Source organism: Kribbella sp. NPDC051620 (assembly GCF_044453825.1).
Lineage (GTDB): Bacteria > Actinomycetota > Actinomycetes > Propionibacteriales > Kribbellaceae > Kribbella.
Genome location: NZ_JBITDB010000001.1, coordinates 1,051,453 through 1,072,647, shown reverse-complemented (window position 1 = coordinate 1,072,647; position 21,195 = coordinate 1,051,453). Strand labels below are relative to the sequence as shown.

Sequence of the window (21,195 nt, the reverse complement as noted above, 5' to 3'; positions counted from 1 at the left end):
ATCAACCTTCTTCGTTCTTCTCGAGATGCTCCCGCCGGCCCTGGTCCTCGCCGGCATCGAGCAGGTTGTCGCTTGGCGCGCCGCTGTCGGCGTACTCCTGTTTCGCGACGTCGGGATGGTGCAGGTCGAAGGCCGGGCTCTCGGACCGGATCCGCGGCAGGCTGACGAAGTTGTGCCGCGGCGGCGGCGAACTCGTCGCCCACTCCATTGAACGGCCCCAGCCCCACGGGTCGTCGATGCGGACCAGCGGCGACTTGCGGGACTTGTAGACGTTGTAGAGGAACGGCAGGGTCGAGACTCCCAGCAGCATCGCGCCCACCGACGAAACCTGATGCAGGGTGGTGAAGCCCTCGTTCGCCCCGTACGACGCGTACCGCCGCGGCATGCCCTCGACACCCAGCCAGTGCTGCACCAGGAAGGTCGTGTGGAAACCGATGAACAGCAGCCAGAAGTGCAGCTTGCCCAGCTTCTCGTCCAGCATCCGCCCGGTCATCTTCGGCCACCAGAAGTAGAAGCCCGCGAACATCGCGAACACCACCGTCCCGAACACGACGTAGTGGAAGTGCGCCACCACGAAGTACGAGTCGTTGAGCTGGTAGTCCAAGGCCGGCGAGGCGAGGATGACGCCGGTCAGGCCGCCGAACAAGAAGGTGGTGAGGAAGCCGACCGACCACAGCATCGGGGTGTCGAACGACACCGACCCGCCCCACATCGTGCCGATCCAGTTGAAGAACTTCACCCCGGTCGGCACCGCGATGATGAAGGTGGACAGCGAGAAGAACGGCAGGCTGACGGCGCCGGTGACGAACATGTGGTGGGCCCAGACGACCACGGAGTACAAGGCGATGGTGATGGTGGCGGCGACGAGGCCGACGTACCCGAAGACCGGTTTGCGGCTGAAGACCGGGAGGATCTCGGTGATGATGCCGAAGAACGGCAGCGCGATGATGTACACCTCGGGATGCCCGAAGAACCAGAACAAGTGCTGCCACAGCAATGGCCCGCCATTGGCGGCGTCGAAGACGTGAGCCCCCAAGGCCCGATCCGCCTCCAGCATCAGCAGCGCGCCGGCCAGGATCGGGAACGCGATCAGCACCAGGATCGACGTGACCAGGATGTTCCAGGTGAAGATCGGCATCCGGAACATCGTCATACCCGGCGCCCGCATCGTGATGATCGTCGTCACGAAGTTCACCGCACCCAGGATGGTACCGAGACCGGCCATCCACAGACCCATGATCCACAGGTCACCACCGACCCCGGGTGACCTCTCCGGACCGGAGAGCGGCGCGTAGGCGGTCCAGCCGAAGTCGGCCGCGCCGCCCGGGGTCAGAAAACCGCCGAGGGTGATCAGGCCACCGAAGAGGAACAGCCAATAGCTGAACATGTTCAGCCGCGGGAACGCGACGTCAGGGGCACCGATCTGGACCGGCATGATCACGTTCGCGAAACCCACGAACAGCGGGGTCGCGAACAGCAGCAGCATGATCGTGCCGTGCATGGTGAAGAGCTGGTTGTAGACCTCTTCGTTGACGATCTGCAGACCCGGCTTGGCCAACTCGGCCCGGATCAGCAGCGCCATCACGCCACCGATCAGGAAGAACGCGAACGACGTGATCAGGTACAGCTGCCCGATCAGCTTGTGATCGGTCGTGGTGATGATGCGGACAACCACCTGCCCCAAGGGCCTCCGTGCCACCCGCTCGCCGGCCACCGAGGACCGCCGTTGAACCACCTCAACCATGCGTCACCGTCCTCCTCCCCCACTCGGCCCGGGAGGGATCGAGTCGGCCTTGACCGCGTTGCGTTCGCCGAGGGGGCGGGGTTCGCCCTTGGTGGTGTCGCGGACCGTCTGCTGCTCGGACTCCGCGTTGATCTCGGCGCCGAGCAGGATGGCGTACGCGGTCAGCCAGAGCCACAGCATCAGCACCACCACGGCCGCCAGACTGCCGTACGTCTTGGCGTAGTTGCCGAAGGTGGCGACGTAGAAGGAGAAGCCGATCGACGCGACCAGCCAGATCACCGTGGCAACGGCCGCACCGACGGAGACCCAGCGAAGACGCGGCGCATCGCGGTCCGGCCCCAATCGGTAGACGACTGCCAACGCGACCGTGATCAGCACGATCGCCAGCAACAGCCGTACGACCTCCAGCAGGACCCGCAACGGCGTCGCGACGTCCTCCCCGATCGCCGCCCCCGCCGCGAACAGGGCGATCGCGAGCAGGACGAAGATGATCGCTCCGACGGTCATCCCCAGCGCCAGCAGCTTGCGGCGTACGAACCCGCGGGACTCGTCCTCGTCGTAGGCGAGGTTCACCGCCGTGAGCAGGTAGCCGACACCGCCCGAAGCGCTCCACAGCGCGGCGACCACAGCGATCGCCAGGCCGATGCCCAGCCCCTGCCGCGGCGCCGAGGTGAGGGCATCGAGCTGCTGGAGCAGCAGATCACGCCCGGACGCGGGCATCGCCGCGGTCAGCTCCTCGGCCTGGTTGCGGATCTGCGCCGGATCCGCAACCAGCCCGTAGGCCAGCACGGCAGCCACGACAGCCGGGAACAGCGAGAGGAAGCCGAAGAACGCGACCCCGGCCGCCAGCAACGGAACCTGGTCGGCCTTGGCCTCCGCCCAGGCCCGCCGGACGACCTGCCACCAGCCGGTCGCCGGAATCTCGGCCGGCCGGTCGGCATCCATCCCCGGTACTGCGCGCTGCCGTGAACTCATCAGCTCGAGGAGCCGGCCTGGCGGACGTTGCCGGCCGAGTCCTTCGCATCGTCGGCGACCTGCCGCGCGGCGGAACGCCCGTCGTCGGCCACGTCGGTGGCCGCCTGCGACGCCGTCTCCTTGACGCTCTGGACCGCCTCCTGCACCGGCTCCCGCAGATCGTCCTTGATCTCCTGGGCGACCTGCGCGGCCTGCTCCTTCACCGGCCCGGCGGCTTCGGCAACCTTGTCCTTCGCCTCCTGGGCGAGCTCACGTTCCTTCGTCGAAGCAGGCATCGCGGCAGACACGATCCAGCCCGCGGCGAAAGCGACCAGGCCCGCGGCCAGCGGCGTACCGCGGGTGCGCGAACGAGCCATCTGCGGCGCAGAGCCGACCACTTCGCCGACCTTGCTGCCGGCGTCCTGCACCGACGAAGCGGCCGAACCAGCGGTGTCGCCGACCGTTCCGGTGACCGAGTCCACGGTCCCCATCACGTGGTCCTTCAGCCGGTGTACTCCGCCACGGGCCCGTTCGACCCGCCGGCCGACAATGCGGCTGGGGGTGACCTTCTCGGTCAGGGCATCGACGTCGCGGCCCACCCGGTGCCGGGTCTGCTCGATGTCGCGTCTCAGCTCTTCCGTGGTTTCAGCCATTGCGCATCCTCCTTGAGTGATTCGACCGTCTGGTCGGGTTTCGGGCTGACCTCCTGCAGTTCCCTGCGCCCGCGCGTCGCCAGCACCGCGGCGACGACCGCCCAGAGCGCGGCGACGATGAGCGCCGCCCAGATGAGATCCATCGCCTCGTCCAGGGCCCACATGATCGTGAAGGAGACGAAGAGCGCGACCATCCAGCCGGCCACCGCCGCGCCGCCGAGCATGCCCGCACCCTTGCCTGCCTTCTTCGCCTCGGCCTGTAGCTCGGCCTTGGCCAGGGCCAGCTCCTTACGGGTCAGATCGCCGAGGTCGGTGGTCAGCTGGGAGACCAGCTCGCCGACCGACTCGTCCACCGAGGCCGGCCTCGCGCCGCCGTTGGGTGATGATCCGCTGACCGTCATGTCACTGCACCGACCCGGGACCGAACCTCGGCGTCACCGGCGCACCCGGATCCGGATCCGGCGCGACCGGAGTCGGCGTCGGCGGTACCGGGCTCGTCGGCGGCATCTGGCTCGTCATCGGAGGTCCGGCGGTGGTCGTCGGAGGTACCCCTGTCGACGTCGGCGGTACCGGCGGCGGAGGCGTCGTCTGGCCGACCGGCGGCGCGCTCATCGGCGCCGACGGCGGTGTGGAGTAACCGTTGCCGGTGTCCGGGTGCCCTTGAGCTCCGTACCCACCGCGTGATGATGCCTCCGGTTCGCCGGCCGACAACGCCCGGGTCATCCGGCCGGCCACCATGCCTGCCGCGGCGGCCATCAGCAGGAAGGTGCCCGGCTTGCGCCGCGCGTAGCGACGTACCTCGTCGAGCAACTCACCCGGTTCGTGCTGCTGCAGGAAATCGGCCGCCTGGTTCGCGAACCCGGCGCCCTGCCTGGCCAGCTGAGCCCCCAGCCCGGACTGCCCATGCTCTGCCATCCCCCGCAATTCATCGCCGACTGCCCGCAGACTGTCGGCAGCACGGTCCTTCTGCTGACCGGCCTGGCCGGCCAGTTCGTCGCGCGTCTGACCCACCAGCCTGCGGGTCTGTTCGCGGGCGTCCGACGCCACGTCGGACGTCTTCTCCTTGACCGACTGCGCCACCTCACGGACAGCGTCGGCCGAGGTCTCCTTCAGTTGCCCGGCTTCGGCGCGGGCCGCGTCGGTGACGCTGTCCGCGGGCGGACTGCCGCCCGCCAGCTGCTGATTCGTCGTAGGCGTCATGACTGACTCCTCCAGGGATTTGATCTGTACTGCGAAAGATTCGGCTGGGTCCGCCGGGCAGAAGGCCGCGGCGAACGTCGGGCCGGGCGGCACACTTCCGTACCACCACCGGATACGAAACGCCTGTGCCCACGGCGAAACACGGCAATCGCGAGTGAATCCGGCACGGGCGGGGTACCGCAGGGCCAGGTTCGGCCAAGAGCCTCGGAATGCAAGCAGCACGGGGACGAAGATGACCAAACCGTTGGCCGGTACGCCCCTCGACGGCAGGAATCTGCGCTCGTTGTTCTCCAGCACTGCGGCTGGAACGGTTGGTCTGGAGGAGGAGCTCCTGCTGGTCAGCCGGGAAAACTGGCGACCGGTCGCGGCCGGCGACGTGGTGACCAAGGTCGGCGATCCGCGGGTGAAACCTGAGCTGATGGCCTGCCAGCTCGAGATCGCGACCTCCGCCCACAAGCAGCCGGCCAGTGCGATCGAGGAGTTGGGTGCCTGCCGAGCACTCATCGCGGCGGCGTGTACCTCCGACGTCGCCCCGATCGCCACCCCCGTTCATCCCCTGGTCGATGGCCCCTCGCTGCTCTCACAGTCGAACCGGGCAAGGGAGTTGGGTGCCCGGTACCGCGAGGTCATCAGCCGGCAACTGGTGTCGTCTCTGCAAGTACACCTGGCCTTCGGCGACGCGGACTGCACCTTGGCCGTCTACAACAGCTTGCGGAATCTCCTTCCCGAGCTGGCCGCACTGGCCGCCGCTTCTCCCTTCGCTGCTGGACAAGACACCGGCCTGTGCTCCGTACGCCCGGTGATCGCCACCCAGCTCCCCCGCCAAGGCGTCCCTCCGATCATCACCTCGTGGGAGCAGCACGCGCAGGAACTCACCTGGGCTGCCCGCGGAAGCTCGATGGCCGACCCCTCCGAGTGGTGGTGGGAACTCCGGCCCCACCTGCGGTACGGCACGCTGGAACTCCGAGTCCTCGACGTACAAGCGACAGTCGCCCGTACCGGCGCGATCACCCGGCTGGTGCACGCACTCGGCGCCCGGCTCGCCGAGCTGTATCAACTCGGCGAACTCGAGCCACCCGCACCGAGCTGGCGGATCGCTGAGAACCGCTGGTCCGCCCTCCGCGACGGTGTCCGCGGCGAACTCCTCGATCTGCGAACCGGCGAGGCCCGGCCGACCAGCCGCTGCCTCCACGAACTCATCGACGACGCCGAGCCGCACGCACCAGGCGGCCTGGACAGCGCCCGGGCGCTCGTCCGGAACCCGCCGGTGGAGCACCTCCGCGTACTCGGCGCCGAACGCGTGGTCCCTTGGCTGACGGAGGTGTTCACCGCATGAATCTGCTGATCCTGCCCGGCGTTTTCGCACCCATCTCGGACTCGTGGATGCTGGCCGACGCCATCCGCCAAGAGTCCATCGGCCCGGGCTCACAGGTGCTCGACGTCTGCACCGGCAGCGGCGTACTCGCCCTCACCGCGGCCTCTTGTGGTGCGGACACGACTGCTGTCGACGTCTCCCGCCGGGCACTGCTCACGGTCCGGCTGAACGCTTATCGGCACGGCCTCACTGTCCGTACCTTGCGAGGCCGCACGTTCGCGGCGCTCGGCGGCCAACGGTTCGACCTGATCGTGAGCAACCCGCCTTATGTGCCGTCGCCGCGTCCCGACGTACCGCGGTATGGCGCGAGTCGGGCCTGGGAGGCCGGCCACGACGGCCGGATCATTCTCGACGCCCTGTGCGATCAGGCCCCCGCGCATCTACGGCCCGGCGGAGTGCTGCTTCTCGTGCACTCCTCCCTGATCGGCACCGACAAGACCTTGGAGCGACTGCGACGGGCCGGACTGGTCGACGTCGAGGTGCGCCAGTCCGTCCGGGGTCCGCTCGGTCCACTGATGCGAGACCAGCAGGTCGCCGGCACGATTCCGGCCGACATCGACGAAGAGGACGTGGTCCTCGTCCGGGCAGTCGCGCCGATACCGAATTGACGCGTTAGTGCGGGGCCGTGGAGGGAACCGCCGTCCTTCAGCAATCACCGTCCTAGGAGGCCGGATGTTCTTCCACCGTCAGGAACTGCAGTTCAAGTCGACGCCGGATCGCGCGGACGCCGTCTACGCCCGCAAGCTGCAGGAGGTGCTCGGCGGCCAGTACGGCGAGATCACCGTTGCCATGCAGTACATGTTCCAGGGCTGGAACATGCACACCCCCGGCAAGTACCGCGATCTGGTCTTCGGCGTCGGCGCCGAAGAGGTCGGGCACGTCGAGATGCTGGCCACGATGATCGCCCAACTACTCGAGAAGGCGCCGTTGGGAATCACCGACGACGCCGTCCAGGACGACCCGACCGTCGCGGCCGTGATCGGCGGCACCGACATCCAGCAAGCCATCGTCGCCGGTGCCGGCGCTCGTGCGGTCGACAGCATGGGAAATCCCTGGCAGGGCTCGTACATCACCGCCAGCGGCAACCTGCTCGCCGACTTCCAGGCCAACGCCAACGCCGAGATGCAGGGCCGCGTCCAGGTCGCCCGGCTCTATCACATGACCGACGACCACGGGGTACGCGATCTGCTCTCGTTCCTGCTGGCGCGCGACACCATGCACCAGAACATGTGGCTCGCGGCCGCCGCCGAGCTGATGGAGGAAGGCGCGGAGTCGATGCCCGTGCCCAGCAACTTCCCCCAGGGCAAGGAGCACACGGACGTCTCGTACCAGTACCTGAACTTCAGCGACGGCCAGGCCGCCTCCGAAGGCACCTGGGCCAAGGGACCGACGCCCGACGGGCATGGCGAGTTCACCTACCACGACGGCCCGACGACCTCCGTACCGATGCCGCCGCCGACCCGTCCCGACGCCCGCTTCTACGGCACGACAGACCTTCCGAACACCGTCGAGAAGCTGGCGGGTTCCGCGCAGGGCAAGCTCAAGAAGGAGTGACCGCCCGTTTTCCCACGGGTACCGGCCGGTTGTGGTCGCTGACGGTAGCGGAGGAGCTGGCTGATGACAGATCGGTTGCAACTCTTCGTCCGGCTCGCGACTCTCGCCGCCGCCGATGAGACCCATACCGACCTGGCCGGCCGGCTGTGCGCGGCCGGCCGGTCGATCCTCGGAGCCGACGGCGCGGCGATCACGGTCGAGAACATCAGCTCGAACCGGACCACCCTTTCGACCACGGATGGGGTGATGGCGACGCTGGAGGACCTGCAGGACGTCACCGGCGAAGGACCCTGCCTGGACGCGTTCCGGCACAGCACCCACTTCGTCCTGGCCCTGAACGACAGGCCGGGTGGGCGCTGGCCGGAGTTCGCCCGGTCGGCGTGGCAAGCGGTCGGCGATCTGACGATGTACTCGTTCCCGATGCGCCCGGGCGGCAAGATCTTCGGAGTCATCAGCGTCTACCTGAGCAACGGCCGGGAACTGCCGGAGCCGATCGACACCGCCCAGTTTGTCGCCAACGCCGTCGGCGCCGCGCTGCTGGGTGATCCGACCGCCGCCGAGGGCTTCGGCACCGACAGCCCGTGGGCATCCCGTGCGCAGGTGCACCAAGCCTGCGGCATGGTGGCCGCCCAACTGCGGTTGCCACCGGACGACGGGCTGGCGATCCTGCGCGCCCACGCGTACGCGTACAACCTCACCCTGGCCGAGACCGCCCGCCAGGTAGTGGATCGTGAACTCGACTTCCGGGAGGACTCATGAACAGCCGGCTCGACGCCGCCATGTCGCAGAGCGCGGTCCGCGAGCTCGCGGCTGCCGCCGCCGCGCTGGTCGCCGAGCACGACGTCCTCGGATCGGTGACCGGTCTCCTCGCCGGTTGCCAGCGGTGCCTGCGAGCAGACGGCAGCGGGATCGTCGTACTACGTCCCGGCGACCGGCGGATGGAGTTCCTCGCCGCCACGAGCCACCGGGCCGAGGACATCGAGCTGTACCAGGCTCAGATCGACCAGGGCCCCGCAGCCGACACCCTCGCCGGCGGACAATCGGTGTCCGCGGGCAGCAAGGCCTTCGCCGATCGCTGGCCCGAGCTGGCGGACCGTTTCCACGCCCGCGGCTTTCGCAGCGTGTACGCGCACCCGATGGCCTGGCACGGCCAGACGTTCGGCGCGGTGAACCTGTTCTTCGCCGGCGACGAAGTTGCCGAGGGCATCGAGCCGGTCGCCCAGACGTTCTCCGACCTCGCCACGGTGGTCATCGCCCAGACCGGTACGAGCGGGCCGGCCGACCTCGCCGAGGGGCTGCGGAGCGCGCTGGCCGACCGGAACGTGATCGAACAGGCGAAAGGCGTGGTCGCCTACACCGACGACCTCAGCGTGGACGCCGCCTTCGAACGCCTGCTGGCACTGGCCCGGACCGCCGGCCGGCCGCTGTCGGAGGTTGCCGCCGGCATCGTCGACGGGCTGGCCGACCCACAGGCCACCCGGCCACGCAACTCCTGAGCCGGCCGCTCAGGCCCGCTCGCGGTCGAGTTGCTCGGTCAGTTTGTCGACCTTCGCCTCGAGCCGTTCCATGTCCTCCGCGTCGACGCGGAAGATCAGATGCTTGGCGCCGAGCAGCAGGATCGCCTGGAAGACGAGTTGAAGCCACTCGCTCTGCCAGTTCTCGAAGGTGCTGGCGAAGAAGTTGGTCAGGTAGTCGGCCCACTGGAACGCCTGGCCATGCTCCTGCTGATCACTGCGGAACTCGCTCAGCTGGGTGAAGAACTGGCCCAGCCACGACCCGACGAACAGCACAGCCAACACATAAACAGCACCCCAGCGGCGTGCATGACTCTCCCGCTGGTGATTCGGCCGGGGATCCGGCGCCAACTCATCACTTGGGTTCATGCCCGGCCGGTACCCACCTTCCACCGTTCACATGTAGGAGACGTGAATACAGGGTCAGCGGCAGGGGTACAGCGAGCCATGACAGTGACTTCGTTGCTCAGGGCCCGTCGGCAGCTGTACAGCTACTGGGCCATTGCCGCGATCCATCTGGTGGCGGTCGCCTTCGACTTGAAAGCCATCCGCTTGCTGTCCAAGGTGACGCTGATGCCTTCACTGGCCTCCTGGGTCCGGGAGCAGCAGGGTTCGCCCTTGCTCATCGCGGCGATTCTCGCCTCCGCGGTCGGTGATCTGCTGATGGAGCTCGACTGGCTGGTACCGGCCATGGCCGCGTTCGCCGTCGCGCATGCCTGCTACATCGCCGTCTTCTCCCGCGGTACGCGTCGCCGCTCCTGGATCGTACCGACGGTGTACTGCCTGCTCGGGCTGTCGGTCATGGTGGCCTTCTGGCCCGGGCTGGGTCTGTACCGGGCGCCCGTGGCCGCCTACGCGACAATGCTGATGGCAACGGCCGTGACGTCGTTATGGTACGGAGGCCGCGCCGGAGTCGGCGGCGCGCTCTTCCTCGCCTCCGACACGATGATCTGCGCGAAGCTCGCGGGCTACGACTTCCCACTGCGGACCTTGCTGCTGAAGACCGCCTATGGCGCCGGCCAGTATCAGATCGCCGTCGGTCTCACCGGCGGAGCTTCAGCGCGAACGCTCAGCCAGCGGTAGCCGTAGCCGTTCAGGTGGAGGTTGTCCGTTGCGGGTGGCTCGTAGCGCGCGTCGGCGAGCAGGTCCGCGTGCACTTGGTACGGCAGGTGTAGCTCGACCGCGTCGGCGGCGAGGTTCGCCAGCATCAGTACGGTGTCGTCGCCGCGGTGATGCAGGACGCCGAAGACCGAGGCCTCTTCGAACTCGACGACCTCGCAACTGCTCATCGGCAGTGCACCGAGTTCGAGCCGGCAGTGGACGAGTTGCGATACCCTGCGCAGCAACGATTCTTCGTCCGATTCCTGATCCGCGACGTTGACCAGCGCTGCGCCGTACGGGCCGTTCTCGAGCGGCGCGGGATCCACCACCGACGCCTTGCTGAAGCCGGCGTTCTCGCCGGCGGTCCACTGCATCGGAGTACGGACCGCGGTCCTCTCCGGGAGGGAGAGGTCTTCGCCCATCCCGATCTCCTCGCCGTACCGGACGACGGGCACGCCCGGCAGCGACTGAAGGATCGCGTGCGCCATCGCGGTCCGGCGTACGTCGCCGAGCATCGGTGCGACCCGGCGTCGGATACCACGCCCGTACGCCCGCATCTCCTCGGCCGGCGCGAAGGCCTGGAACACCTCCTCGCGCTCGTCCGGGGCGAGCCGCTCGAGGTCGAGTTCGTCGTGGTTGCGCAACCAGTTGACGTAGGTACAGCCCTCCGGCGGCTGCGGTTGGTCATGCAACGCGCGCCGCAGCGGCTCGGCGTCACCCCGCGCCAGGGCGAGAAACGTCAGGTTGTTCACCCAGAAGTCCAGTACGGCGTTCAGCCGGTCGCCACCGCCGAAATAGTGCTTGTAGGCGTCCGGCGGCTCGTCGACCTCACCCATCAACGGCGCACCGTCCGCGGCCGCGGCCAGTTCGGTAAGGAACCAGTAGCCCTGATCCCGATCGTCGGTCTGCGCGGCCTGCCGGACCATGTAGGGCACGGCATCGACCCGGAATCCGTTGACACCACGGTCGAGCCAGTGCCGGACGATCCGGGCAATCTCCTTGCGCACCTCCGGGTGCCCGACGTCGAGATCCGGCTCGTGCCGGTAGAACGCATGGCGGTAGTACATCCCAGCCCGCTCGTCGTACGCCCAGATCGAATCCTCGACACCGGGAAACACCGGCTCGCTGACCGCTGGATCGTCGCGCGGCTCGGACGCCCAGACGTAGTAGTCGCGGTACGGCGAATCGGGGTCCTCGCGAGCCGCCCGGAACCACGGATGATCCACCGACGTGTGCTGCACGACCAGCTCGACGATCACCCGGAGGCCTACCTCGTGGCAGCGCTCGACCAGTTCCTCGAAATCCGCCAGCGAGCCGAAACGTTGCGACACGTCCAGGTGATCGACGATGTCGTAGCCGCCGTCACGATACGGCGAGACGTAGAACGGCTGAAGCCAGATGGTGTCGGCACCGAGCGCCCGGATGTGGTCCAGCCGCCTGAGTACGCCGCCCAGGTCGCCCACACCGTCACCGTCGGCGTCGAAGAACAGGGCAGGATCCAGCTGGTAGATCACTCGTCCGTCGAGTCGCAGAAGATCACCCACGCCACAACCACCTCCAGTATCGGTCAGTACCCAGCAACAACTCCGCCAAGCTCGGCTACGAAGCGTGAAGGTCGTTGCCTTGGGTACCGGCCCGGCATGAGCGAACTCGACCAGTCGTCCGCGCCCGTGCTCGAAGCGCTGCAGGAGTACCACCGGCGCGGTTACCGCAACTTCTCGCCACCTGGGCACAAGCAGGGAAAGGGCGCCGACAAGCTGGTGCGGCAGGTGCTCGGGACCGACGTGTTCCGCTCCGACGTACTGGCGTCAGGCGCTCTGGACGATCGCAAGCAGCGCGGGAAGGTACTGTCGCGCGCTCAGGAACTGATGGCCGACGCGGTCGGCGCCGAGCACGCCTTCTTCTCGACCTGCGGGAGCTCGCTGTCGGTGAAGAGCGCGATGATGGCCGTCGCCGCCCCCGGCGAGAAGCTGCTGATCGGCCGTGACGCGCACAAGTCGGTCATCTCAGGACTCGTACTGGCCGGGATCCATCCGGTCTGGGTCCGGCCTGAGTGGGATACCGACCTGCACCTGGCACATCCGCCCCACCCGGAGGCCTTCGAGCGGGCCTTCGAGGAGAACCCAGAGGCGGTCGGAGCGCTGGTCACCAGCCCGTCGCCGTACGGGACCTGCAGTGATCTGAGCTCGATCGCCCAGATCTGCCACCGGCGAGGCAAGCCACTGATCGTGGACGAGGCCTGGGGAGCGCACCTGCCCTTCCACGACGACCTGCCCACGTGGGCGATGGATGCCGGCGCGGATGTCTGCGTGGTCTCGATCCACAAGGCCGGTGCGGGTTTCGAGCAGGGTTCCGTCTTCCACCTGCAAGGCGACCTCGTCGACCCAGTGAGGCTGCAGGAGAGCGAGGATCTCCTGTCGACCACCAGCCCGAACGTCCTGCTGTACGCCGCGATGGACGGCTGGCGACGCCAAATGGTGTTGCACGGCAACGAACTGCTCGGAGCAGCGCTCAAGCTGGCCCGATCGACCCGGGCCGACATCGACGGACTGCCCGGCCTGCGGGTCTTCGAGGACAAGCTGATCGCCGACGAGGCGTCGCACGACCTGGATCGCCTGCAGATCATGATCGACGTGCTCGACGCCGGCATCTCCGGCTACCAGGCCGCCGACTGGCTCCGGGAGCAGAAGGCGATCAACGTCGGGCTGTCCGACCACCGCCGGATCCTTGCCCAGTTGACCTTCGCCGACGACCCCGAAGACGCCGACCACCTCGTCTCGGCCTTGGCCGAACTCACCCGCACCCCGTTCCCGGCGCCGTCTTCGGTGGTCCTGCCGAGGCCGGCAGATCTCGAACTCGAACAGGCGATGCAGCCTCGCGAAGCCTTCTTCGCTAGCCACGAAACCATCCCGGTCGAGGAGGCGGCCGGCCGGATCGCCGTGGAGCAGATCACGCCGTACCCGCCGGGGATCCCGGCCATCGTGCCCGGCGAGCGCATCTCCGCCGGAGTCATCGACTACCTGCGATCGGGTGTCGCGGCGACCATGGTGCTGCCGGACGCCGCCGATCCCAAGTTCAAGACCATCCGGGTCAGCGAGAAGTAGCCCCCCGGCTCTGAAGGCGCAGAACGATTCGGGCCTGGGTACAAAGTTGGGCATGAGTGAGAACGAACGTCTGATCAACGCGTCTGTCGAGGACGTCTTCGCCATCCTCACCGACGGCTGGAGCTACGCGTCGTGGGTGGTGGGTGCTTCCCGGATCCGCGATGTCGAGCCCGGCTGGCCACAGCCCGGGCACAGCATCCATCACTCCGTCGGCGCCTGGCCGCTGCTCATCGACGACACCACCACGATCGAGCAGCACCAGCCGCTGCGCTATCTGCAGTTGAGGGTGCGCGCCTGGCCGACCGGCGAGGGGATCGTCGAGTTCGAGGCGACGGACCTGGACGGCCGGTGTCAGCTCGTGATGCGCGAACACCCCGCGAAGGGCCCGGCCGCCTTGCTCCCGAAGGCTCTGGTCGACCCGATCCTGCATGCACGTAATACAGAGACTCTCGAGCGTCTGGCGCTCATCGCCGAGGGCCGCCGCCTCTAGCGGCGCGCGCTCTCTAGCGGCGCGCTCTCCTCCAGGCTGAGGCCGAGGCTGCGGCAAGGCCTGCGCCGGTGGCGAGCAGGGCGAGCGGTCCCCGGTGCTGGGAGGCCCAGAGTTGGTAGCTGCGGTTCGTCGACCTGGCATCGAAGACACCGTGGCCTCCGAAGTCGTCCTCACTGTCGGCCGGTTCCCACAGATTGGCCGGCTGGCCGGGCTTCTGCGGCTGGTCGGTCTGCTGGGAGCGATAGCCGGTCCGGGCCAGATAGTGGTCCAGCAGCCCGGGTGCGAACTTGTTCGCGATCAACGTCCCCACGGTCGGCGCACCCACCCAGTACTCGCGGCGGCGCGGGTGGTCGGCGGCGTACAGGATCGCGGCCGCTGCCACTTCGGGCTGGTAGATCGGCGGTACCGGCTGCGGATGTCTGGGCAGCCTGGACAGCACCCAGGAGAACTGAGGGGTGTTCACTGCCGGCATCTGAACCATCGTCACCTTCACCTGCGACTTGTCGTGCAGCAGTTCGCACCGCAACGAGTCGTGGAAGCCCTGGATGGCGTGCTTCGCGCCGCAGTACGCCGACTGCAGCGGGATCCCTCGATAGGCCAAGGCCGATCCGACCTGGACGATCGTGCCGCGGTCGCGTGGTTTCATCCGGTCCAGCGCGGCCCGGGTGCCGTAGACATAGCCGAGGTAGCTGACCTCGGTCGCCCGCTTGAACTCCTTCGGCTCGATCTGCGTGAACGGCGCGAAGACCGACGTGAAGGCGACATTGACCCAGACGTCGATCTCGCCCAGCTCCTCCTCGACGCGGGCAGCCGCGGCCTCCACCTGGTCGTAGTCGGCGACGTCGACCGGGATGGGCAACGCCGTACCGCCTGCTGCCTCGATCTCCTCGGCCGCACCCTTCAGACCGGCTTCGCCGCGCGCCAGCAGCGCCACCTTGGCTCCTCGCGCCGCGAATGCTTCAGCGGTCGCCCGACCGATCCCGCCACTCGCGCCCGTCACCACAACCGTCTTCACTCGCTCGTTCACCGTCACTCCTTCGCTGACCTGTCAGGTGGTCCCGGTTCCCACCACGCCCACGCTTCATCCGCGCCTGGATCGTGGCTGACTTCGAACCGCTTCGGGTGCATCATGGGAGGCATGGATCATCCTGAGGACTCGGGTGCCCCAGGCGAGAAGCACGCTGATCCGCCGCTCGGCCTGACACCTGAGGAGGTGTCGGCTGCCACCGTGTTCGCGGGGCTCGCCGTGGAGCTCTACGACTCGCACGGCATCGAGCAGACCATCGACGCGGTGGTCGCCTTCGCGCTCCAAGCGCTCGGCTGCTCCCACGCGGGGGTGGCCATCGCCGGCCGGGGCCGCAAACCCGAGATCCCCGCCGTCACCGATCCGGTCGTGGCCGGGATCTACCGTGAACAGTTGGTCCACGGCAACGGACCGATGACCGTGTGCATGACCGAGCGTGCCCCGGTACTTGTCACCGACACCGCCCTGGACGGCCGGTGGCCGGAGTGGGCGGCCCACGTGCGCGAACTCGGCGTCCGGAGCGTCTTCGACGTACCGCTGAAGACGGCTGAAGGACCTGTCGGCGTGCTGGGGCTGTACAGCGCCGAGCCCGACGCCTTCAGCACCGACGACCAGGCCATCGCGCACATCCTGGCCCGGCACGCGGCCGTCGCCATCGCGAACGCGCGGCACGACGCCACAATGCTCCAGGCCATCGACGCCCGGAAACTGGTCGGCCAGGCGATGGGCATCCTGATGGAACGCTTCGACCTCGACGCCGACCGTGCCTTCGAGCTGCTGAAACGCTACTCCCAGGACCACAACCTGAAACTCCGCGACGTCGCCAAAACCCTCGTCGAAACCCGCCGCCTTCCCGACCACCAACCGGCCGGTGACCACGCACCCTGAGCCGTGACGAATCTCAGCGGCACCTCACCGCCCCCGCGCAGCGCCCTGACCCTGCGCCTCGTCCTCGCGGCGTTCGGGCTGATCGTGTGCGCCGGCGCCGCGCTGATCTTCGCGTATTCAGGAGTGCCGCCGGCCCTGATCGTCGTCGCCGTCCTGCTGGCCGTCGTCGCCGCGGCCGACCTCGTCATCGTCATCACCCGAAAAGCCCGCGGCGAGCCCGGCTGACCCCACCGCGATCCGGCCCGGCAGCCAGGCGAATCAGGCGTTCGTGCGCTGGTTGGCCGGCTTGGGTCGGCTCGGCCGGTGCTGCTGTGCCTCTGGCGCATCCTCGCGGGACGCGCTCTCGGGCGTCGGGCAGACCGGATCACGACGGATCGGGCCGCCGCCGAGTCTTCGGCTCTTCCACTGCTTCTCGTCGTAGTCGTAGTACGTGTCGACTCCGCCCACAGCCATCATCGTTCTCCCGCCAAACCAAACCACCGATTCGGCTGCTGGCTGCTCAACAGACCGCCGATTTCAGATTGCCACGGGACAGCCAACCCACACCAGTCCCGATTTCCGCACAACCGAGTCACGAACCTGCTCGCTGCTGATGTGGGGCCACGGCTCGCAGGAGCAGGACCGAGAAGGCCGCCAGCGGAACGGAGGTCAGCAGGCCCCACCAGAATTGGGTGACCACGAAGTACAGGCTGACCAGGGCCCAGGCGGTCGCCAGCGTGCGTAGTACAGGCCGGTACCGCGTGCGCGCGTCCACCGGCGGACCGGCTGTGTAACCGCCCATGCGGTTGAAGTGGACAACCATCCGCACGCGGGCGATCCAGCCCGCGACGAAAGGCGCCATCAACGCGACCGCCGGCCACACACCGGCGACGGCCGCCACGATCAAGGCGGCGAGGAAGACCGCGAGGGTGATCAGCGCAAGGGTCAGCTGGCCGCGGTACGAAGGCCGGGCGGTGAAGTCGCTCTGAGCGGGGACGGGTTGTGGACTCATCTCGCTTTCACGTGTGTTGGGCGGGCAATTCCTCGGGGGTCGTAGGCCAGATGCCCATGGCTGCGAGGGATTCACAGACGTTGGGGTCGGTGGCCGTGACCTCGAGGCGGCGGCTTGCTGCCCAGCAGCGGCGCTGAGCGGTGTCCATCAGGCGGCCGAGCACGGTGGGATTCCTTGGGTCGAGCTCGGCCTCGATGGTCAGAACTATGCCCTTCGCGCGGCGCTCGCAGGCATTCACGATCATCTCCCGCGCGGTCGAGACGGTGGCATCGGTCAGGACGCCCCCGACGACGATCCGCACGACGTCCGCATCGCATTCCCACCGCACCGGATTACCCTGCGCGTCGGCTCTGTCATACGCATCCATCACCATCATGGCTTCACCCCTGGTCGAACAGCACAAAGCGGCTCGCGCGCTGCCTGACGAGTGGCTCACCCGGTACCCACCTGGGACCGGGAGTCAAACCTGCGCGTACGACCGGCGGTGACAGCGACGACCGGGACAGCAACGACCGCCGCCGTGACAACGACCGTCAACCAGCCGGACAGGTAGTCGAGACGGTCGCCGCGGCCGGCCACGGCGACCGTGATCGCGACCATGATCGCCGTACCGAGCTGAGCCGCCGTGTTGAGCAGGCCGGCTGCGCTCCCCTGCTGCTCGCTCGGGACGGCAGTGCCGAGACCGTACGCCGCCACCGCGCCCACACCGTTTCCCAGTCCGGCCAACGCAAGCCCGGCCAGCAAGGCGGCGGTCGTGGACCACAAACCCACCGCGGCCGCGCCGACACCGATCAGCAGCAGGCCCGACACCAGCATCCTGCGCGGCCCGACGTGCGGCATCGACCGACCGGCCACGCCGGCACCGAGCACCACGGACACGCTGAACGGCAAGATCAGCAACCCCGCGCCCGCCGGGCTGAATCCCTTCTCGTCCTGCAGATACAGCGTGCCGACGACAACGAAGGAGCTCGTCGTCGCCGTGACACCGAACGACCCGATCAGCCCGGCCACGAACGGCCGTCGCCACAGCTTCGCCGGTACCAGAGGCGCGGCCGTACGACGTTCGCGAGCCACCAACCAACCCACCGCCACTACGCCGACCAGAGCCAGTACCACCGGGACAACCCAAGCGCGGGCAGCCGTGTTCGCGGCCGCAACCACCGCACCGACCGCTACGACCTGCAGCCCCACCGATCGCAGATCGAGGGCCACCGTCTTCGGAAGCACTCGATCCCGTTCTACCAGCCGCAGCAGTACCGCGATCAGCACCGCGGCGATCACCAGATTGCCCCAGAAGATCGCCCGCCAACTCACCGCCGAGGTCGTCAACCCACCCACCAGCAGGCCTGCCGCGCCCGCCAGACCACCACACGCGTTCCACGCGCCAAGGGCTCGATCGCGAGCACCCTGCGTCCGGGCCGCCCGCGTCAGCAGAACCAGGGCGTTCGGCACCGTCATGGCCGCCGCCGCTCCCTGGATCGCCCGCCCCGTGACCAACATCGTCATCATCGGTGCGACCGCGGCGACCACCGAACCGATCGCGAAGAGAACCAGCCCCGCGATCAACACCCGTCGGGCCCCGAATCGATCGCCGAGCCTGGCCGACAAGAGCAGCAGACTGCTGAAGCCGACCGCGTACACCGGCACCAGCAGGCCGGCTTGGCCTGCCGATCCACCGAGCTCAGCCAGCATCCGCGGCAGGGCGGAGACAACGACGGTCACGCCCATCACATCGACGACCTGGACCGTACAGAGAGCGACCAGACGGCCTCGTGAGTTGTCCATCAACCCACGTTAAGGTAATGCTTTCCGATACGAAAAGCGTTAGCGTGTTGGTATGCAGATCGAGCTGACCTGGACCTGGCTGGAAGGGCATCCATCGCTCGACTTCGCCAACACGGTGATCAGACGCGGCTGGACGGAGTACGAACTGATCAACTCGGTCGCCGACCTCGACTCCTGGCTGGACGCGGCAGCGCTGCCCGCGCCCCGCCCGCCGACTGTCACCGGGGACGACCTCCAGGCCTTCCTGCCGCTCCGCGACGCGGCACTCCGCCTACTGAGGGCCGGCGCCGGCCACGGCGACTGGCAGGCCACCGACGTCCAGACCCTCAACGAAACACTTCTCAGCCACCCCGAAGTGACGCTGCTCGGAGCGACGATGGGATCGGTGGAGTCCCGGCCGGTGGGCGCCCCGACGCCCTTCACGCTCCTGCTGGCGAAGCTCGCCGCCGAGGTCCGCGACGTACTCGCCGGACCGCGGCCCGACCTGGCATTCTGCGATGCCCCCAGTTGCGGCCAGCTCTTCTTCCAGCGCCGCCCCAACCAAGCCTGGTGCGGACCACCCTGCGGCAACCGCGCCCGAGTTGCCCGCCACCACACGACCAGCAGCAACTGACCGTCGTTCAGGACTTGGCGGTGGCTCGTCGGGCGGCCAGGTCGAACAGGCGGTCCGGGAGCAGGCTGCGTACCTTCGGGATCACCCTGGCGGCGACGCCGATCGGGTAGCGCGTGCGCGGCGTCGGAGCGGTGATCGCGTGCTCGATCACCGTCGCCACCTTCGCCGGGCTCGCGCCGTTCTTCGATGCGCTGCGCAACGATTCCCGGAAGGATTCGATCCGCTCCGCGTACCGGTCGCTGGCCGGCAGCCGGTCAAGGGTCTCGACCGCCTTGGCCCACAGCGGCGTTGCGATCGGCCCCGGTTCGACGATCGACACCGAGATGCCCTCCGGAGCCAGTTCCTGACGCCAGGTGTCACCGATCGCTTCGATCGCGTACTTCGACGCGTGGTACGCGCCGGCCAGCTGTACCGCCACCAGACCGCCCATCGACCCGACGAACACGACCCGGCCGCCCCTGCCACGCCGAAGCAGTGGCAGGGCGACCTGCGTCACCGAGACCGCGCCGATCACGTTCACGTCGAGCTGCTCGCGAAGGCTCTCGACCGGGAGCAACTCCAACGGCCCCGCGATCCCCTCCCCTGCCACGTTGACCACCGCGGTCAACGCTTCAGCTCCGAGGGCCGCCGACACCTCGGCCGCCAGCGCCTCGACGGACCCGCGATCCCGGACATCGACGGTATGGACGCTCAGCGCAGGCGAGGACTGCCGGGCCAGGATGTCGCCGTCGTCGCGGTCATGGACAGCGGCGAAGACGCGCATGCCCTGGCGATCGAGGTGCAGCGCCGTGGCGGCGCCGATCCCGCTGCCCGCGCCGGTGAGAAGTACCGACGTCATGCGTCCGGCCGCTCGACATCGCCGCGCCAGCCGCCGGACTCCGGGCCGTGCTCCTCGATGAAGTCCCGGAAGCGCTGCAGGTCGCCCTTGACCCGGCCGCTGATCATCCCGGACTTGTCCGCGACCTGCTCGGCGAAACCGTCAGGGTCGAGGTCCATCTGCGCGGTGACCCGGGTGGTCGTGTCGTCGAGCCGGTGGAAGGTGATCACGCCGGCGTGCCTCGGCTCACTCTCCGACTTCCAGGCGACCCGTTCGTCCGGATGCTGCTCGGTGATCGTCGCGTCGAACTCGCGCTTCACCCCGGCGATGCTGGTCACCCAGTGCGTATGCGTGTCGTCCAGCTGCCGGACCTCGTCGACCCCGTCCATGAACCGCGGGAACGACTCGAACTGTGTCCACTGGTTGTAGACGACGCCGATCGGCGCCTTGACGTCCACGGACTCGGTAGTGGTACCCATCGTCTGGTTTCCTCTCGGATCGGGAGATCTCCCGGTAACCCGCCGGGGCAGCCCGAAACCGGAACTTGTGCAGCCCGGCCCCGCCACGCCCAGCCGGGCGCAGTACCGGGATCGCGGTCGGCGAGGCATGATTTGGGCATGGATCAGCACGCTCACCCCGCTGCCCCACCCGGGGCGCACTCGGCCGCGGACACCTTCGCCCGGCTCGCTGTCGAACTGCACGACAACGACGGCGTCGAGGAAACCGTCCAGGCGGTCGTCGACTTCGCACTCCAGGCGCTGAGCTGCTGCACCCACGCCGGCGTCGCGCTGGCCACCAAGGGCCGCGGACTCGAGATCCCGGCGGTCACCGACCCCGTCGTCGCGGAGATCTATCAGGGTCAGATGGATCGCGATGACGGGCCGCTCACCGAATGTCTGCGAGGCCGCCGGGCGCTCCTGGTGATCGACACCAAGGACGAGGCACGCTGGCCCGAGTGGAGTTCACAGGTCCAGTCTCTCGGCGTGCGCAGCGTGCTCGACGTTCCGCTCACTACTGCTGCCGGAGTGATCGGGGTGCTCTGCCTCTACAGCAGCCACCCGAACGCGTTCACCCCGGACGACGAGGCGATCGCCCACATCCTCGCCCGGCACGCGTCGGTCGCGGTCGCGAACGCCCGGCACGACGAGTCCATGCTGCAGGCCGTCGACGCCCGCAAGCTGGTCGGACAGGCGATGGGCATCCTGATGGAGCGCTTCGACCTCGACGGGGACCGCGCGTTCGAAGTACTCAAGCGCTACTCCCAGGACAACAACCAGAAACTGCGTGACGTGGCCCAGTACCTGATCGAAACCAGAAAACTGCCTAGCCGCCTCACCAGCTAGCGATGGCGAGGCCGGCCGCTGCGAGGGTTCCGGGCGGGCAGCGGC

26 protein-coding genes are annotated in these 21,195 nt (G+C 68.2%); 12 read left to right on the top strand and 14 right to left on the bottom strand.

What is annotated here, in order from left to right:
* Position 1 precedes the first annotated feature (1 nt).
* The 5 genes from ctaD to ACIA12_RS04640 are packed head-to-tail and all read right to left on the bottom strand — an operon-like array spanning position 2 to position 4,551.
* Positions 2–1,744, bottom strand: coding sequence for a cytochrome c oxidase subunit I (ctaD, locus tag ACIA12_RS04660; RefSeq protein WP_396365435.1), 1,743 nt, complete (start codon positions 1,742–1,744; stop codon positions 2–4).
* A 3-nt stretch (positions 1,745–1,747) separates the two neighbouring features.
* On the bottom strand, positions 1,748–2,719 hold the full coding sequence (locus ACIA12_RS04655) for a YihY/virulence factor BrkB family protein (RefSeq protein ID WP_396365434.1): 972 nt from the start codon (positions 2,717–2,719) through the stop codon (positions 1,748–1,750).
* Complete coding sequence (locus ACIA12_RS04650; RefSeq protein ID WP_396365433.1) at positions 2,719–3,351, bottom strand: DUF3618 domain-containing protein; 633 nt, start codon at positions 3,349–3,351, stop codon at positions 2,719–2,721. Before ACIA12_RS04650 ends, ACIA12_RS04655 begins: the two co-directional genes overlap by 1 nt.
* Positions 3,327–3,752, bottom strand: coding sequence for a phage holin family protein (locus tag ACIA12_RS04645; protein ID WP_396365432.1), 426 nt, complete (start codon positions 3,750–3,752; stop codon positions 3,327–3,329). Before ACIA12_RS04645 ends, ACIA12_RS04650 begins: the two co-directional genes overlap by 25 nt.
* Before the next feature lies 1 nt (position 3,753).
* A complete protein-coding gene (locus ACIA12_RS04640) occupies positions 3,754–4,551 on the bottom strand; it encodes a hypothetical protein (RefSeq protein ID WP_396365431.1) in 798 nt (265 codons plus the stop codon).
* Between the two features lie 232 nt (positions 4,552–4,783).
* Here ACIA12_RS04640 and ACIA12_RS04635 point away from each other — a divergent pair, with 232 nt between their 5' ends.
* The 5 genes from ACIA12_RS04635 (at position 4,784) to ACIA12_RS04615 (ending at position 8,976) form a co-directional block, all read left to right on the top strand.
* The gene (locus tag ACIA12_RS04635; RefSeq protein WP_396365430.1) at positions 4,784–5,887 is read left to right on the top strand and encodes a YbdK family carboxylate-amine ligase; all 1,104 of its coding nucleotides are present in this window, start codon (positions 4,784–4,786) and stop codon (positions 5,885–5,887) included.
* Positions 5,884–6,534 (top strand): HemK2/MTQ2 family protein methyltransferase, encoded by a 651-nt coding sequence (locus ACIA12_RS04630; RefSeq protein WP_396365429.1) that lies wholly within the window; start codon positions 5,884–5,886, stop codon positions 6,532–6,534. Before ACIA12_RS04635 ends, ACIA12_RS04630 begins: the two co-directional genes overlap by 4 nt.
* Before the next feature lie 64 nt (positions 6,535–6,598).
* Positions 6,599–7,480 carry a manganese catalase family protein gene (locus ACIA12_RS04625; protein WP_396365428.1) on the top strand — a complete coding sequence of 294 codons (882 nt, stop codon included), beginning with the start codon at positions 6,599–6,601 and terminating at the stop codon, positions 7,478–7,480.
* A gap of 63 nt (positions 7,481–7,543) precedes the next feature.
* A complete protein-coding gene (locus ACIA12_RS04620) occupies positions 7,544–8,239 on the top strand; it encodes a GAF and ANTAR domain-containing protein (RefSeq protein WP_396365427.1) in 696 nt (231 codons plus the stop codon).
* Positions 8,236–8,976 carry an ANTAR domain-containing protein gene (locus tag ACIA12_RS04615; protein ID WP_396365426.1) on the top strand — a complete coding sequence of 247 codons (741 nt, stop codon included), beginning with the start codon at positions 8,236–8,238 and terminating at the stop codon, positions 8,974–8,976. Before ACIA12_RS04620 ends, ACIA12_RS04615 begins: the two co-directional genes overlap by 4 nt.
* A gap of 9 nt (positions 8,977–8,985) precedes the next feature.
* Here the strand turns inward: ACIA12_RS04615 and ACIA12_RS04610 are convergent, their stop codons facing one another.
* On the bottom strand, positions 8,986–9,363 hold the full coding sequence (locus ACIA12_RS04610) for a DUF6766 family protein (RefSeq protein WP_396365425.1): 378 nt from the start codon (positions 9,361–9,363) through the stop codon (positions 8,986–8,988).
* 78 nt (positions 9,364–9,441) lie between these two features.
* Between ACIA12_RS04610 and ACIA12_RS04605 the strand changes: the two genes are divergently transcribed.
* Positions 9,442–10,077: a lysoplasmalogenase family protein gene (locus ACIA12_RS04605; RefSeq protein WP_396365424.1), complete on the top strand. Its 636-nt coding sequence runs from the start codon at positions 9,442–9,444 to the stop codon at positions 10,075–10,077.
* On the opposite strand, the gene ACIA12_RS04600 is transcribed toward ACIA12_RS04605, so the two are convergent.
* Positions 10,020–11,639 carry an alpha-amylase family glycosyl hydrolase gene (locus ACIA12_RS04600; RefSeq protein ID WP_396365423.1) on the bottom strand — a complete coding sequence of 540 codons (1,620 nt, stop codon included), beginning with the start codon at positions 11,637–11,639 and terminating at the stop codon, positions 10,020–10,022. The two genes, ACIA12_RS04605 and ACIA12_RS04600, sit on opposite strands and share 58 nt — an antisense overlap.
* 96 nt (positions 11,640–11,735) lie before the next feature.
* On the opposite strand from ACIA12_RS04600, the gene ACIA12_RS04595 reads away from it, so the two are divergent.
* Both ACIA12_RS04595 and ACIA12_RS04590 read left to right on the top strand, forming a co-directional pair.
* Positions 11,736–13,199: an aminotransferase class I/II-fold pyridoxal phosphate-dependent enzyme gene (locus ACIA12_RS04595; RefSeq protein WP_396365422.1), complete on the top strand. Its 1,464-nt coding sequence runs from the start codon at positions 11,736–11,738 to the stop codon at positions 13,197–13,199.
* A gap of 52 nt (positions 13,200–13,251) precedes the next feature.
* Positions 13,252–13,689: an SRPBCC family protein gene (locus tag ACIA12_RS04590; protein WP_396365421.1), complete on the top strand. Its 438-nt coding sequence runs from the start codon at positions 13,252–13,254 to the stop codon at positions 13,687–13,689.
* A gap of 13 nt (positions 13,690–13,702) precedes the next feature.
* Here ACIA12_RS04590 and ACIA12_RS04585 read toward each other — a convergent pair whose 3' ends face one another.
* Positions 13,703–14,716, bottom strand: coding sequence for an SDR family oxidoreductase (locus ACIA12_RS04585; protein ID WP_396365420.1), 1,014 nt, complete (start codon positions 14,714–14,716; stop codon positions 13,703–13,705).
* Between the two features lie 111 nt (positions 14,717–14,827).
* On the opposite strand from ACIA12_RS04585, the gene ACIA12_RS04580 reads away from it, so the two are divergent.
* Together ACIA12_RS04580 and ACIA12_RS04575 are read left to right on the top strand one after the other, a co-directional pair.
* Positions 14,828–15,601 carry a GAF and ANTAR domain-containing protein gene (locus ACIA12_RS04580; RefSeq protein WP_396365419.1) on the top strand — a complete coding sequence of 258 codons (774 nt, stop codon included), beginning with the start codon at positions 14,828–14,830 and terminating at the stop codon, positions 15,599–15,601.
* A gap of 3 nt (positions 15,602–15,604) precedes the next feature.
* Positions 15,605–15,826, top strand: a complete 222-nt coding sequence (locus ACIA12_RS04575; protein WP_396365418.1) for a DUF6343 family protein — start codon at positions 15,605–15,607, stop codon at positions 15,824–15,826.
* 33 nt (positions 15,827–15,859) lie between these two features.
* On the opposite strand, the gene ACIA12_RS04570 is transcribed toward ACIA12_RS04575, so the two are convergent.
* The 4 genes from ACIA12_RS04570 to ACIA12_RS04555 all read right to left on the bottom strand — a co-directional run bounded on the left by ACIA12_RS04570 (position 15,860) and on the right by ACIA12_RS04555 (position 18,377).
* The gene (locus ACIA12_RS04570) at positions 15,860–16,054 is read right to left on the bottom strand and encodes a hypothetical protein (protein WP_396365417.1); all 195 of its coding nucleotides are present in this window, start codon (positions 16,052–16,054) and stop codon (positions 15,860–15,862) included.
* Positions 16,055–16,172: 118 nt separating this feature from the next.
* Entirely contained in the window at positions 16,173–16,592 is a 420-nt protein-coding gene (locus ACIA12_RS04565; RefSeq protein WP_396365416.1) for a hypothetical protein, read from the bottom strand.
* A 7-nt stretch (positions 16,593–16,599) separates the two neighbouring features.
* Positions 16,600–16,968, bottom strand: a complete 369-nt coding sequence (locus ACIA12_RS04560) for a hypothetical protein (RefSeq protein ID WP_396365415.1) — start codon at positions 16,966–16,968, stop codon at positions 16,600–16,602.
* A gap of 56 nt (positions 16,969–17,024) precedes the next feature.
* Positions 17,025–18,377, bottom strand: coding sequence for an MFS transporter (locus ACIA12_RS04555; RefSeq protein WP_396365414.1), 1,353 nt, complete (start codon positions 18,375–18,377; stop codon positions 17,025–17,027).
* A 52-nt stretch (positions 18,378–18,429) separates the two neighbouring features.
* Between ACIA12_RS04555 and ACIA12_RS04550 the strand changes: the two genes are divergently transcribed.
* Entirely contained in the window at positions 18,430–18,990 is a 561-nt protein-coding gene (locus ACIA12_RS04550; protein ID WP_396365413.1) for a CGNR zinc finger domain-containing protein, read from the top strand.
* 7 nt (positions 18,991–18,997) lie between these two features.
* Here the strand turns inward: ACIA12_RS04550 and ACIA12_RS04545 are convergent, their stop codons facing one another.
* The gene (locus ACIA12_RS04545; RefSeq protein WP_396365412.1) at positions 18,998–19,828 is read right to left on the bottom strand and encodes an SDR family oxidoreductase; all 831 of its coding nucleotides are present in this window, start codon (positions 19,826–19,828) and stop codon (positions 18,998–19,000) included.
* Positions 19,825–20,286, bottom strand: a complete 462-nt coding sequence (locus ACIA12_RS04540) for an SRPBCC family protein (RefSeq protein WP_396365411.1) — start codon at positions 20,284–20,286, stop codon at positions 19,825–19,827. The genes ACIA12_RS04545 and ACIA12_RS04540 overlap by 4 nt, the downstream gene beginning before the upstream one ends.
* A 138-nt stretch (positions 20,287–20,424) precedes the next feature.
* Between ACIA12_RS04540 and ACIA12_RS04535 the strand changes: the two genes are divergently transcribed.
* A complete protein-coding gene (locus ACIA12_RS04535; RefSeq protein WP_396365410.1) occupies positions 20,425–21,150 on the top strand; it encodes a GAF and ANTAR domain-containing protein in 726 nt (241 codons plus the stop codon).
* The last annotated feature ends 45 nt before the right edge of the window (positions 21,151–21,195 follow it).